This is a genomic window from Streptomyces sp. C1-1 (assembly GCF_050214755.1).
GTDB lineage: Bacteria > Actinomycetota > Actinomycetes > Streptomycetales > Streptomycetaceae > Streptomyces.
Map to the genome: position 1 here is coordinate 2,579,006 of NZ_CP189826.1, position 12,120 is coordinate 2,591,125.

Sequence of the window (12,120 nt, forward strand, 5' to 3'; positions counted from 1 at the left end):
ACCTCCGTCGACAGAACACCTAGTGCCCGTTCTCCTCCGGCTCCTCCAGGAGTCCGGCGTCGTAGGCCAACAGGGCGATCTGTACCCGGTTGTTGAGATCCAGCTTGGCGAGGATGCGGGAGACGTGGGTCTTGACGGTGGCGACGCTCATGAAGAGGTCCGCGGCGATCTCCGCGTTGGACAGGCCCCGGCCGACCGCGACGGCGACCTCGCGTTCGCGGTCGTTGAGCAGCGCGACGCGTTCACGCGCGCGTGCGCGTCGCGTGTCGGCGGCGTTGCCCACGGCGTGCTCCACCAGCTGGCGGGTGACGGTGGGCGACAGCACGGGGTCGCCGGTCGCGACCCGGCGCACGGCGTCGACGATCTGGGCGGGCGGGGTGTCCTTGAGGACGAACCCGGCGGCCCCCGCGCGCAGGGCGCGCAGGACCTGCTCGTCGGCGTGGAAGGTGGTCAGGACGACGACCTGCGGGGCGTCCTTGCGGGCGCGCAGCCGCTCCGTGGCCGTGAGGCCGTCCACCGACGGCATCCGGATGTCCATGAGGACGACGTCGGGCCGGGTGCGGTCGACGAGCGCCTCGACCTCGGCGCCGTCGGCGGCCTCGCCGACGATCTCGATGTCGTCCGCACCACCCATCATCAGTGACAGGCCGGCCCGCACCAGGGGGTCGTCGTCGACGAGGAGCAGTCTGATCGCAGTCATGGGCTTACGTAATCACGGTCGCGGTCACCGGTGTTGGCGCCGTTGCGTGACGATGGTCTCGGCGCCCTCGTCCCCGGGCGGACCCGCATGACACACGAACCCCACGCAGCCGTCATCCCCAGGGCAGCCATGCACGCACCCGGAAGCCGCCGTTGGCGTCCGTGCCGTGTTCCAGGCGTCCTCCGGCCAGCGTGGCCCGTTCCGTCAGCCCGATCAGGCCCTGCCCGGAGCCGGGGACGGGGGGCACCTCGCCCTCGGGCGGCGGGTTGCGCACGGTCACCGTCAGGCCCTCGCCGGGGGTGCCCGACAGCGTCACCGTGACCTCCGTGCCGGGGGCGTGCTTGCGGGCGTTGGTCAAGGCCTCCTGGGCGATGCGGTAGGCGGTGCGGCCGACGGAGGCCGGAACGGTGGCGGGGTCGGTGACGCGGCTGTCGAGGGTGACCTTCATGCCGGCCTCGCGGGACTCGGCGACGAGCGTGTCCAGGGCGGCGAGCGTCGGCTGGGGACGTCCCGTCTCGTCGGGCTCGCCCGCGCGCAGTACGCCGATGATCTCGCGCAGGTCCTGCAGGGCCTCGTGCGCGCTCTCCCGGATCACGCCGGCCGCCCGGGCGATCTCCTCGCGGGGCGCGTCGGGCCGGAACTCCAGGGCGCCCGCGTGCACGCTCAGCAGCGTCAGCCGGTGGGCGAGCACGTCGTGCATCTCCCTGGCGATGGCCTCGCGGGCCAGCCGCTGCGCCTGCTCCGCCCGCAGCCGCGCCTCCGTCTCGGCGCGCCGGGCGCGGTCCCGCAGGCTCAGCATGAGCTGCCGCTTGGACCGTACGAACATGCCCCAGCCGATGACGGTGACGCTGAGCAGTTCGGCGAAGGCGACCGCTCCCGCGTACGGCAGGTCGGGGTCCGGGCGCATCCAGTAGAACAGCGGGACCAGCGCGAGCTGGACGCCGCCGATCCAGGCGACGTACCGGAAGGGCCGGTGCACGGCGAGGGTGAAGAGGGCGATCATGGCAGCGCCGCCCGCCGTGTTCGACAGCAGGCCGACCGGGATCATCGCGACGGCCAGACCGAGCGGCCACCGTCGGCGCAGCCACACCGCCGCACAGGCGAGCGCGCCGAGCAGCTGGTCGAGGACGGCGAGGGAGTGCGAGGTGTGCGGGTCACCGTTCAGGGTGTCGGCGGCCGCGAGGCCGATGGCCACGGCGAGCAGGAAGCAGGTGAAGTCGACGATCCAGTCGCGGGCGGTGCGCCGGGGGCGCCCCGACCGCCCTGCGTCGGGGTCGATCTCATGGAGCAGGGCGGAGGGGAAGAGCCATCTGCGCCGCCCTGCGACGCCCGCCACGGCCGGCGTCGGTCTGTCGTCGCTCACGGTCGACAAATCTACGCAGCCGCGGGCCCCGGCACCTCCCTTCGCGGGCGATCGCCGACCAAAGTCGCGGGACCGCAGACTTTGGGCGCGGACGACCGCGCGGGAGCCGTACCTCCGTCGGTCACGGCCCGCCCCGCGGACGATGTGCGTGGGGGGTCCGCGGGGCGAGGGTCGTGCCATGAAGCAGTTGCTGGAGGTACTCGGTTTCGTCGCCCTGGTCCAGGGCGTGCTGGGCCTGGTGCACGAGTTCACCCGCTGGCATGTGGGACTCGTGCAGAGGGTCGGTTTCCTCGACCGGTACGGGGTCTACGCGAGCGTCGCCCTGGTGGTGCTGGCGTTCGCGCTGTTCGCGGCCGCGGAGAGCCGGAAGTCCGGCTGACCCGGAAGGCCCGCTGAGCCGGAACTCCCGCTGAGCGGCGGGCCCGGCTCAGCGCGCGGAGTCCCTCAACAGCCGAAGTCGATCAGGTCGAACGTGGCGTAGTGGTCCGAGGTGTAGTAGTCCTCCTGGTACTCCTCACCGGTGACGATGCGGCGGGCGCCGCGCGTGGACGAGCCGGGCGTCTTGACCGTGTACTCGTGGTAGTAGCCGGACGGCTGGCCGGGCAGGACGCCCTCCGAGTTGCGGAAGACGGTGCCGTCCTGCGAGTACGGGTAGGGGCCGCCCGACGCGATCAGGTCGAGCGTGTCGTACGCCTGGGAGGGCAGGTCGCCGTAGCAGATGGTGCCGACCGCGGCGGACGCCGGAGTCGCCGCGACCGTGCCGCCCACGAGGAGGGCGGAAAGAAGGGCGGCTGCGGCGCCGATACGAGTGGCGCGTGGGGGGAATCTCATGCCGACATGATGACGCGCGTAGAGAGTGGCATGTCAATGACAACTTCGGGGATTTTCCCGTCGAGTCCGATGAGTTTTCCGCGAGTTAACGTGGGGCCGCGCACCTCCACACGGCCCCCACAACGCTTCGGTCAGCCGTTCTCCGGCAGCTCGTAGGAACCGTACTCGGGCCGCCCGGCCGGCTCGTACGTCTGCAGGGAGACGCCCGTGGAGGTGACACGGCCGCCCGCGTGCCGGAACCTCGTCGGCACCGCTCCCTCCTCGAACAGGCGCAGGCCGGAGCCGAGCACCACGGGGAAGGTCAGCAGGTGGAGCGTGTCGACGAGGTCGAGCGCGAGCAGGGACCGGACCAGGGCGCCGCTGCCGTGCACCTGGAGCTCGCCGTCGGTGTGCTCCTTGAGGGCGGTGACCTCCTTGGCGAGGTCGCCGCCCAGCACGGTGGTGCCGGCCCAGGAGGGGTCGGTGAGGGTGGACGAGGGGACGTACTTCGGCAGCGCGTTGAGCTTGGCCGCGATGGGGTCGGCCGGGTCGGTCGCCTTCGGCCAGTACCCCGCGAAGATGTCGTAGGTACGGCGGCCGAGGAGGAAGGCGGCGGAGCGGTCGAAGACCTCGGTGACGAACCGGCCGAAGTCGTCGTCGCCGAAGACGAAACTCCAGCCGCCGTGCTCGAAGCCGCCCCGGGTGTCCTCCTGAGGACCGCCGGGCGCCTGGTAGACGCCGTCGAGCGTGACGAAGATCGTGGAGACGAGCTTGCCCATGACGGGTGCCTGCTTCCTGATGGTGGGGTTGCTTTCATCACCTCAGACCCCACCGTCGCCCGCAACTCATCGGCGGCCCCCGCGGGACTCACCCCGCGTGCGTGGAGAACAGTCCTCCGGTCGGGCCCTGCTTGTCGCCGCCCTGTGCCTTCTTCAGGGCGTTGGCCAGGCTCTCGATGGTCAGCGACTGCAGGATGACGCGGCCGTTGCCCTCCAGGGTGGCCAGGGAGAGGCCCTCGCCGCCGAAGACGGCGTTCATCATGCCCTGGCGGTTGAGGCCGCCGATGCGCTGGACGCCGTACTGGATGCCCTCCTCGAAGGCGACGACGCAGCCCGTGTCGACCTCGATGCGGCCGCCGAAGTCGGCCGGGTTCAGGTCGATGAAGTTGCCGGCGCCCGCGATGATCACCGTGCCGCGGCCGGTGAACTTCTCCAGGACGAAGCCCTCGCCGCCGCTCCTGCCGGTGCGGCCGCCCTGGAAGGCGATGCCGAAGTCGACGGTGGACTCGGCCGCCACGAAGGCGTCCTTCTCGGCGAACCACGCGCGCGTGCCGTCCAGCTCCAGGGCGCGCATCTCGCCGGGGAGCACGCCCGCGAAGCCGACGGTGCCCTCGCCGCCCTGGGAGGTGAAGTACTGGAACGCCAGCGACTCGCCCGCGAGCACGCGCTGGCCGGCCTGCATGGCGGTGCCCATGGCCTGGCGCAGCATGCCGCCCATGCCGCCGCCCCCGCCCTGCTGCTGCCCGCCCCCGTTCGACGGGCCGGACAGGCGGGTCTCCATGGTCACGTTGGTCGTCTTGAACAGGAACTTGCCGGCCTCGCAGTACACGGTCTGACCGGGGTGCAGGCTGACCACGGCCATCTGCATGGCGTTGCCGACGATCTCTTGCTGAAGTGTCACACCCGGAGAACGTCGGAGGGGGCGCGCGGAGTTCCGCGGCGTCGGCCGCCCGAGGTGCGTGTCCGACGGCCGCCGGCGCGCGGGCGCGGCGGCCGCTGGGATATCCCCATGACTACGACTCACGGGAAGACCCACGGCACTCTGGACGGCAAGGTCGCCCTCGTCACCGGGGGCGGCCGCGGCATCGGTGCGGCGTCGGCCGTGCGGCTGGCCCGGGAGGGCGCGGACGTGGCGGTGACCTATGTGAACGGCAAGGAGGCCGCGGAGGACGTCGTACGGCGGGTGGAGGCCCTGGGGAGGCGGGCGGTGGCCCTGCGTGCGGACTCGGGGGACGCGGCGGAGGCGGCCGGGGCGGTGGAGCGCGCCGAGGAGCTGCTCGGCGGGCTGGACGTACTGGTGAACAACGCGGGCGTGGGGGTCCTCGGGCCGCTGGAGGACCTGTCGCTCGCCGACGTCGACCGGGTGCTGGCCGTGAACGTGCGCGGGGTGTTCCTGACCTCTCAGGCGGCGGCAGCGCGGATGCGGCCGGGCGGCCGGATCATCACCATCGGTACGTGCATGGCGCAGCGCGTGCCGGGGCCGGGCGGAACCCTGTACGCGACGAGCAAGTCGGCCCTCGTCGGTCTGACGAAGGCGCTCGCCCGCGAGCTGGGCGCGCGGGGGATCACGGCGAACATCGTGCATCCGGGCCCGACCGACACGGACATGAACCCGGCGGACGGGCCGTACGCCGCCGCACAGGCGGCGATGACGGCGGTCGGGCGGTTCGGCACGCCCGAGGAGGTGGCGTCCACGGTCGCCCACCTGGCAGCGGCCGAGTACGTCACCGGGGCGGAGTTCGCCGTCGACGGCGGCCACGCGGCGTGACGCGCGCGGGGCACGTCGATGCCGTCCAGCGGACGCCACCCGGCATGACACGCACCGGGCGCACCGACGCCGTCGAGCCGACGCCACCCGGCGTGTCGTGTGCGCGGCGCGCACCGGCGTAGACGGGCCGGGGCGCACCGGAGCAGTCGGGCCGGTGCGCCCCGACCGGTCAGCCGCCCAGTTCCTGGTGGCGGGCCGTCAGGCGGGCGGCGCCGTCCTCGGTGAGGGAGCCGTGCAGCCGCAGGCGGGAGATGCCGCCGTCGGGGAAGATGTCCACGCGCGCGTGCGTGCCGACGGCCGGGGCCGGCAGGACGAAGCGGTGATCGGTGTCGGGCTGGAGGCGGGTGCGCGGGAGGATCTCGGTCCACTCGCCGTCCTCGCCGTCGCGCACCGACACCGACGCCCAGCCCGCGCTGTTGCCCTTCAGGTAGGCCGTGTCGATCTCGACCGCGCGGATCTGCGACTGCGCGGCGAGCCGGTAGCGGATCCAGTCGTTGCCCCGGTCGCGGCGCCGGCGGGTCTCCCAGCCGTCGTCCATCTTGCGGGAGCGCCCCGGCTGGATGGTGTTGGTGGCCGGCGAGTAGAACAGGTCGGAGGCGTCCTCGACCCGGCCGCCGTTCTCCAGGGCGACGACGTCGAACGTGCCGAGGGTCGCCAGCCACGCCGGGTCCGGTACGACCTCGCCGTACACACGCAGCCGTGCGATGCCGCCGTCGGGGTGCTGGTTGACGCGCAGGTGGGTGAACCGCTGCTCGACGGAGACGGCGAAACCGTTCGCCGCGTGGCCGCCGACCGGTGTGCGCGGCACGAGGGTCGTCCACTTCACGTCGTCCCCGAGGAGTTCCTCCGGCGACGGGGAGCCCGGTACCGAGGCTCCCTCGACGGACACCGCCTGCGGGTAGTTGCCGCGGAAGTGGGCGGTGTCGACGACGATGCCCCGGACGACGCCGGGCGCGCCGAGGCGGACCAGCGCCCAGTCGTGGTCCTCGGCCGTGGGCCACGGGTGTGCGGCGCTCGCGCCGCGTCGGCGGCGGGTCTCCCAGCCGTCCATGACCTTGCCCTTGTGCCCGAAGTGCTCGGGGTCGAACTCGGCGCGCCCGGGCACCAGCAGGTTCTCCCGCTGGGCGAAGAACTCGTCGTTGGCGGCGATGACACCGGAGCCGAGCCGGCGGTCGGCGAGGTCGGCGTACCGGGTGAAGGGGAAGTCGGCGGTGCGGTAGTCCGCGTACGGGTCACCGCCTCCGTAGGGGTTCGCGTCGCCGGTGAAACTCGGAATCGCCGTCACGGTGATCAGGGGTTCCTTTCGTGAGTCGGCCGCCGCGGGTGCGGGCGGATCAGGGGACACGGGTCAGCAGGCGGCCCTTCGGGTCGGTGAACTGGCCGTCGCAGACGATGCGTTCGCCGCGCAGCCAGGTCGACTTCACGACGCCGTACAGGGTCTTGCCGGCGTACGCGGTGACGCGGTTTCGGTGCTGGAGGGCCGCCGGGTCCACGGTGAAGGTCTCGTCGGGGGCGAGGACCGCGAAGTCGGCGTCGCGGCCGGGGGCGATGGCACCCTTGCGGGTGTCCAGGCCGACCAGTTCGGCCGTCCGCGAGGACATCCAGCGAACCACGTCCTCCAGGGTGTGGCCGCGCCCCCGGGCCGCCGTCCACACGGCCGCCAGGCTCAGCTGGAGGCCGGAGATGCCGCCCCAGGCGGTGGCGAAGTCGCCGGTCTTCAGGTCGGCCGTGGACGGGGAGTGGTCGGTGACCACGCAGTCGATGGTGCCGTCGGCCAGGGCCTGCCACAGCAGGTCCTGGTTGGCGGACTCCCGGATGGGCGGGCAGCACTTGAACTCGCTGGCGCCGTCCGGGACTTCCTCGGCGGTGAGGGTGAGGTAGTGGGGGCAGGTCTCGACGGTGACGCGGACGCCCTCCGCCTTCGCCTCGGCGATCAGCGGCAGCGCGTCGCTCGACGACAGGTGCAGCACGTGCACGCGCGCGTCGAGGCGCCTGGCCTGGTCGATCAGCTGGGCGACGGCCGTGTCCTCGGCGTCGCGCGGACGGGAGGCGAGGAAGTCGGCGTACCGGGGGCCGCCGTGCTGCGGGGCGGCGTCCAGGTGGTGCGGGTCCTCGGCGTGCACGATCAGCAGCCCGCCGAAGGAGACGATCTCGGCCAGCGACCGGGCGAGCCCGTCCTGGTCGAGGTGCGGGAACTCCTCGACGCCGGACGGGGACAGGAACGCCTTGAAGCCGAAGACGCCGGCCTCGTGCAGCGGGCGCAGGTCCTTGACGTTGTCGGGCAGGGCGCCGCCCCAGAAGCCGACGTCGATGTGCGCCTTGTCGGCGGCGACGGCCTGCTTCGTACGGAGGTTCTCGACCGTCGTGGTCGGCGGGAGGGAGTTGAGCGGCATGTCGACGAGGGTGGTGATGCCGCCGGCCGCCGCCGCGCGCGTGGCGGTCCAGAAGCCCTCCCACTCGGTGCGGCCGGGGTCGTTGACGTGCACGTGGGTGTCGACCAGACCGGGCAGCAGGACGTGGTCGCCGAGGTCCTCCAGGCGTGCGCCGGGCGGCAGTTCGGCGTCGTGGGGCAGTACGGCCGTGATCGTGCCGTCGGCGACCGCGACGCAGGCGGCGCGCGTCCCCTCGGGCGTGATGACGCGTGTCGAGCGCAGCACCAGTTCTACGTCGGACACCCGGACCCCTCTCTGCCGCCGCCGTTACGTCCAGGAAACGGGATTTACTTCCACGTAACGGAATTCAACTTTCTGTTGAAGGAGTCTTCACTCCCGCCCCGGTGTCGTCAAGGGCACACTTCCCGGGAGCGCTTCCGACGCCCACACTCTGGACGTTTCCACAAAGCGGAATTAGAATTCCAGCAATCAGAACGTAGCTACGTACGAGCGGGGAGTCAACCGGCTGCCGGGTAGGCTTTGGCCCCTCCCGCCAGTCCCGAAAGGAACGCGCCGTGCCGACGTCCAGCGCCAGCACCACCGACTCCGCCAAGTCCAACGGTGGCGGGGTCCAGTCCCTCGAGCGCGCCTTCGACCTGCTCGAGCGGATGGCCGACGCGGGCGGCGAGGTCGGCCTGAGCGAGCTGTCCGCGAGCAGCGGGCTGCCGCTGCCCACCATCCACCGCCTGATGCGCACGCTCGTGGCCTGCGGATACGTCCGTCAGCAGCCGAATCGCCGGTATGCGCTCGGTCCCCGCCTGATCCGCCTCGGCGAGTCGGCCTCCCGCCTGCTCGGCACCTGGGCCCGCCCCTACCTGGCCCGCCTGGTCGAGGAGACCGGCGAGACGGCGAACATGGCCCTGCTCGACGGCGACGAGATCGTCTACGTCGCCCAGGTGCCCTCGAAGCACTCGATGCGCATGTTCACCGAGGTCGGGCGCCGGGTGCTGCCGCACTCCACGGGTGTCGGCAAGGCCCTCCTGGCGAACACCCCGGACGAGGAGGTCCGCGCGCTGCTCGCCCGGACCGGCATGCCGGCCGCGACCGAGAAGACGATCACCACGCCGGAGGGCTTCCTGGCGGCCCTGGCGGACGTGCGGCGCCAGGGCTACGCGATCGACGACAACGAACAGGAGGTCGGGGTGCGCTGCCTCGCGGTGTCCGTGCCCGACTCCCCCACCTCCGCAGCGATCTCCATCTCCGGCCCGGCGGGCCGGGTGACGGAGGCGGTGACGGAGCGCATCGTGCCGGTGCTGCAGCAGGTGGCGGTGGAGCTGTCGGCGGCGCTGGCGAGCACCGGCGGCTGACGCGGCCGAACAGGATCCCGGCGAACGGGATGTGACGTTCCGTCAGCGCCGCGGCGGTTCGCCGAACAGTTCCACCGCGTTGCGGACCTCCGACAGGCCGCGCGAGAGCGCGCTGACCGATCCGATGGCGCCGGCGATCAGCAGCAGCGAGCGGCGCAGCCGGGGGATCTCGGGGGCGCCGTCGATCGTCATGGCCGCGAGGGCCGCCAGTTCGTCCTCGGCGATGCAGCGGTCGGGGAACTCGGCCGGATGCGCGGCGAGTTCGCGGCGCAGCCTGGACACGGCGGACCGCAGTCCCGCCACCCTCGGATCATCGTCGCTGCCGGTCACCGGTCTCTGCCCCAAGCTCCGCAACACAGCTCTCCCCCCTCGCACGCCCCTGTGCGCCGTCGTGTGACGGTGCTCCCGCCGAGCGGTCCCGGGGCGTTGGTCGGGCGCCGGGGGACGCGGGTCAGTAAACGCCACCCGGTGCGGGGCGCGCCACAGTGCGGACCGAAATTCAGCCCCTGGAAACCGGGCACTCGCCCGGGCGTCAGGTATGCAGGACGCATGACGGAGAAAGCGCACGAGGCCGCCGGACTGCTCCTCGCCGCCGGGGGCGGCCGACGGCTCGGCGGACGCCCCAAGGCACTCCTCGAACACCGCGGGCGACCACTGGTCGAGTACGCGCTCGGCGTGCTGCGCGCGGCCGGCTGCGCCCGCGTCCACGTCGTCCTGGGGGCGCGGGCCGACGAGGTGCGCCGGCGGGCGGAGCTGGGGGGGTGCGTGGTCGTGGAGAACCCTGCATGGGAGGAGGGCATGGGGTCCTCGCTGCGGGCCGGGCTGCACTCGCTCGCCGGGACGGGCGCGGGGGCCGCCCTCGTCTCGCTCGTCGACCAGCCCGGGATCGGGGTGGAGGCGGTGCGGCGGGTACTCGCCGGGTACGCGGACGACGGTTCGCTCGTGTCCGCCGCGTACGACGGGGTGCGCGGGCATCCGGTCCTCCTCGGCGCCTCGCACTGGGCGGGGATCGCCGAGAGCGCGAGCGGGGATCGCGGGGCCCGCGCCTACCTCCGGGCCCACCGGGAGGCGCTCACGCTCGTCGAGTGCGGAGACGTGGCACGGCCGTACGACATCGACACGGAGGCCGATCTGATCCACCTTGAGTGAGCGAGGTGGCACCGTGCGCCATCTTTGCTCGACCCGGAGAATCTCGACATCAACAAACCATTGAAGTTCCACGATGAGGAAACTAGTATCCACTGTTCAGAAGCGCCCTGCTGCTCCCGGGGTGCTGCTCGCCGTACCCGGAACGACTGGCACCCGGTGCCACCGCTGAAGGAAGTGACAGCTCATGTCCACACCAGCGCCGTCCCCGCTGGCCATCGTCGACGCCGAGCCCCTGTCCCGGCAGGAGGAGGTCCTCACCGAGGCGGCGCTCGCCTTCGTGGCCGAGCTGCACCGGCGGTTCACGCCGCGCCGTGACGAACTCCTCGCCCGCCGCGCCGAGCGCCGCGCCGAGATCGCCCGCACCTCCAGCCTCGACTTCCTCCCGGAGACCGCCGCGATCCGCGCCGACGGCTCCTGGAAGGTCGCCCCCTGCCCCGCGGCCCTCGAAGACCGCCGCGTGGAGATCACCGGTCCCACCGACCGCAAGATGACCATCAACGCCCTCAACTCGGGCGCGCGGATCTGGCTCGCCGACTTCGAGGACGCCTCCGCGCCGACCTGGGAGAACGTGGTCCTCGGTCAGGTCAACCTGGCCGACGCCTACACTCGGAACATCGACTTCACCGACGAGACGTCCGGCAAGTCGTACGCCCTGCGCCCGAACGAGGAGCTGGCGACGGTCGTCATGCGCCCGCGCGGCTGGCACCTGAACGAGCGCCATCTCATCGACGCCGACGGCGACCAGGTCCCCGGCGCCCTCGTCGACTTCGGCCTGTACTTCTTCCACAACGCCCAGCGCCTGCTCGACCTCGGCAAGGGCCCGTACTTCTACCTCCCGAAGACCGAGTCGCACCTCGAGGCCCGGCTGTGGAACGAGGTGTTCGTCTTCGCGCAGGACTACGTCGGCATCCCGCAGGGCACCATCCGCGCCACCGTCCTGATCGAGACGATCACGGCCGCGTACGAGATGGAGGAGATCCTCTACGAACTCCGCGACCACGCCTCGGGGTTGAACGCCGGCCGCTGGGACTACCTGTTCTCCATCGTCAAGAACTTCCGTGACGGCGGCGCCAAGTTCGTCCTGCCGGACCGCAACGCGGTCACGATGACGGCCCCGTTCATGCGGGCGTACACCGAACTCCTCGTCCGTACCTGCCACAAGCGCGGCGCGCACGCCATCGGCGGCATGGCGGCCTTCATCCCCTCGCGCCGGGACGCCGAGGTGAACAAGGTGGCCTTCGAGAAGGTCCGCGCCGACAAGGACCGCGAGGCGAACGACGGTTTCGACGGCTCCTGGGTCGCCCACCCCGACCTGGTCCCGATCGCCATGGAGTCCTTCGACAAGGTCCTCGGCGACCGGCCGAACCAGAAGGACCGGCTGCGCGAGGACGTGCACGTCGAGGCGGCCGACCTGATCGCGATCGACTCCCTCGACGCGAAGCCGACGTACGCGGGTCTGGTCAACGCCGTCCAGGTGGGCATCCGTTACATCGAGGCCTGGCTGCGCGGTCTCGGCGCGGTCGCCATCTTCAACCTCATGGAGGACGCGGCCACCGCCGAGATCTCCCGCTCGCAGATCTGGCAGTGGATCAACGCGGGCGTCGAGTTCGAGAACGGCGAGAAGGCCACCCCGGAGCTGGCGCGCAAGGTCGCCGCCGAGGAACTCGACAACATCCGCGGCGAGATCGGCGAGGAGGCCTTCGCGGCCGGCCACTGGCAGCAGGCCCACGACCTGCTGCTGACGGTCTCCCTCGACGAGGACTACGCGGACTTCCTCACCCTGCCCGCGTACCAGCAGCTCAGGGGCTGACG

General features: G+C 72.0%; 13 protein-coding genes. 5 read left to right on the forward strand and 8 right to left on the reverse strand.

From position 1 onward, the window contains the following. Positions 1-19: 19 nt before the first annotated feature. Positions 20-700 carry a response regulator transcription factor gene (locus tag ACQF4J_RS11745; RefSeq protein WP_351567295.1) on the reverse strand — a complete coding sequence of 227 codons (681 nt, stop codon included), beginning with the start codon at positions 698-700 and terminating at the stop codon, positions 20-22. A 112-nt stretch (positions 701-812) separates the two neighbouring features. Beyond that, positions 813-2,072 carry a sensor histidine kinase gene (locus ACQF4J_RS11750; protein ID WP_351567292.1) on the reverse strand — a complete coding sequence of 420 codons (1,260 nt, stop codon included), beginning with the start codon at positions 2,070-2,072 and terminating at the stop codon, positions 813-815. Positions 2,073-2,241: 169 nt separating this feature from the next. On the opposite strand from ACQF4J_RS11750, the gene ACQF4J_RS11755 reads away from it, so the two are divergent. Continuing rightward, positions 2,242-2,442 carry a hypothetical protein gene (locus ACQF4J_RS11755; RefSeq protein WP_351803233.1) on the forward strand — a complete coding sequence of 67 codons (201 nt, stop codon included), beginning with the start codon at positions 2,242-2,244 and terminating at the stop codon, positions 2,440-2,442. A 65-nt stretch (positions 2,443-2,507) separates the two neighbouring features. Here the strand turns inward: ACQF4J_RS11755 and ACQF4J_RS11760 are convergent, their stop codons facing one another. The 3 genes from ACQF4J_RS11760 to ACQF4J_RS11770 all read right to left on the reverse strand — a co-directional run bounded on the left by ACQF4J_RS11760 (position 2,508) and on the right by ACQF4J_RS11770 (position 4,553). Further along, positions 2,508-2,894 (reverse strand): ribonuclease domain-containing protein, encoded by a 387-nt coding sequence (locus ACQF4J_RS11760; RefSeq protein WP_351567287.1) that lies wholly within the window; start codon positions 2,892-2,894, stop codon positions 2,508-2,510. A 131-nt stretch (positions 2,895-3,025) separates the two neighbouring features. Further along, entirely contained in the window at positions 3,026-3,652 is a 627-nt protein-coding gene (locus ACQF4J_RS11765; RefSeq protein WP_351567284.1) for a dihydrofolate reductase family protein, read from the reverse strand. A gap of 88 nt (positions 3,653-3,740) precedes the next feature. Beyond that, complete coding sequence (locus ACQF4J_RS11770; RefSeq protein ID WP_427165579.1) at positions 3,741-4,553, reverse strand: AIM24 family protein; 813 nt, start codon at positions 4,551-4,553, stop codon at positions 3,741-3,743. A gap of 108 nt (positions 4,554-4,661) precedes the next feature. Here ACQF4J_RS11770 and ACQF4J_RS11775 point away from each other — a divergent pair, with 108 nt between their 5' ends. Then, on the forward strand, positions 4,662-5,420 hold the full coding sequence (locus ACQF4J_RS11775; protein WP_351803237.1) for an SDR family oxidoreductase: 759 nt from the start codon (positions 4,662-4,664) through the stop codon (positions 5,418-5,420). A 169-nt stretch (positions 5,421-5,589) separates the two neighbouring features. On the opposite strand, the gene alc is transcribed toward ACQF4J_RS11775, so the two are convergent. After that, the gene (alc, locus tag ACQF4J_RS11780; protein WP_351803239.1) at positions 5,590-6,705 is read right to left on the reverse strand and encodes an allantoicase; all 1,116 of its coding nucleotides are present in this window, start codon (positions 6,703-6,705) and stop codon (positions 5,590-5,592) included. 49 nt (positions 6,706-6,754) lie between these two features. After that, the gene (allB, locus tag ACQF4J_RS11785; protein WP_351567272.1) at positions 6,755-8,095 is read right to left on the reverse strand and encodes an allantoinase AllB; all 1,341 of its coding nucleotides are present in this window, start codon (positions 8,093-8,095) and stop codon (positions 6,755-6,757) included. A 272-nt stretch (positions 8,096-8,367) separates the two neighbouring features. On the opposite strand from allB, the gene ACQF4J_RS11790 reads away from it, so the two are divergent. After that, positions 8,368-9,159: an IclR family transcriptional regulator gene (locus ACQF4J_RS11790; protein WP_351567269.1), complete on the forward strand. Its 792-nt coding sequence runs from the start codon at positions 8,368-8,370 to the stop codon at positions 9,157-9,159. A 42-nt stretch (positions 9,160-9,201) separates the two neighbouring features. On the opposite strand, the gene ACQF4J_RS11795 is transcribed toward ACQF4J_RS11790, so the two are convergent. Continuing rightward, positions 9,202-9,516, reverse strand: coding sequence for a DUF5955 family protein (locus tag ACQF4J_RS11795; protein WP_351567266.1), 315 nt, complete (start codon positions 9,514-9,516; stop codon positions 9,202-9,204). A 192-nt stretch (positions 9,517-9,708) separates the two neighbouring features. Between ACQF4J_RS11795 and ACQF4J_RS11800 the strand changes: the two genes are divergently transcribed. Next, entirely contained in the window at positions 9,709-10,308 is a 600-nt protein-coding gene (locus ACQF4J_RS11800) for a nucleotidyltransferase family protein (RefSeq protein ID WP_427165580.1), read from the forward strand. A gap of 184 nt (positions 10,309-10,492) precedes the next feature. Further along, the gene (gene aceB / locus ACQF4J_RS11805) at positions 10,493-12,118 is read left to right on the forward strand and encodes a malate synthase A (protein WP_427165581.1); all 1,626 of its coding nucleotides are present in this window, start codon (positions 10,493-10,495) and stop codon (positions 12,116-12,118) included. The last annotated feature ends 2 nt before the right edge of the window (positions 12,119-12,120 follow it).

Bases quoted from the DNA above. Each gene is read 5' to 3' on its own strand.
- ACQF4J_RS11745 (WP_351567295.1), bottom strand. From the start codon at position 700: ATGACTGCGATCAGACTGCTCCTCGTCGACGACGACCCCCTGGTGCGG.
- ACQF4J_RS11760 (WP_351567287.1), bottom strand. From the start codon at position 2,894: ATGAGATTCCCCCCACGCGCCACTCGTATCGGCGCCGCAGCCGCCCTT.
- ACQF4J_RS11775 (WP_351803237.1), top strand. From the start codon at position 4,662: ATGACTACGACTCACGGGAAGACCCACGGCACTCTGGACGGCAAGGTC.
- aceB (WP_427165581.1), top strand. From the start codon at position 10,493: ATGTCCACACCAGCGCCGTCCCCGCTGGCCATCGTCGACGCCGAGCCC.
- ACQF4J_RS11765 (WP_351567284.1), bottom strand. From the start codon at position 3,652: ATGGGCAAGCTCGTCTCCACGATCTTCGTCACGCTCGACGGCGTCTAC.
- ACQF4J_RS11800 (WP_427165580.1), top strand. From the start codon at position 9,709: ATGACGGAGAAAGCGCACGAGGCCGCCGGACTGCTCCTCGCCGCCGGG.
- ACQF4J_RS11755 (WP_351803233.1), top strand. From the start codon at position 2,242: ATGAAGCAGTTGCTGGAGGTACTCGGTTTCGTCGCCCTGGTCCAGGGC.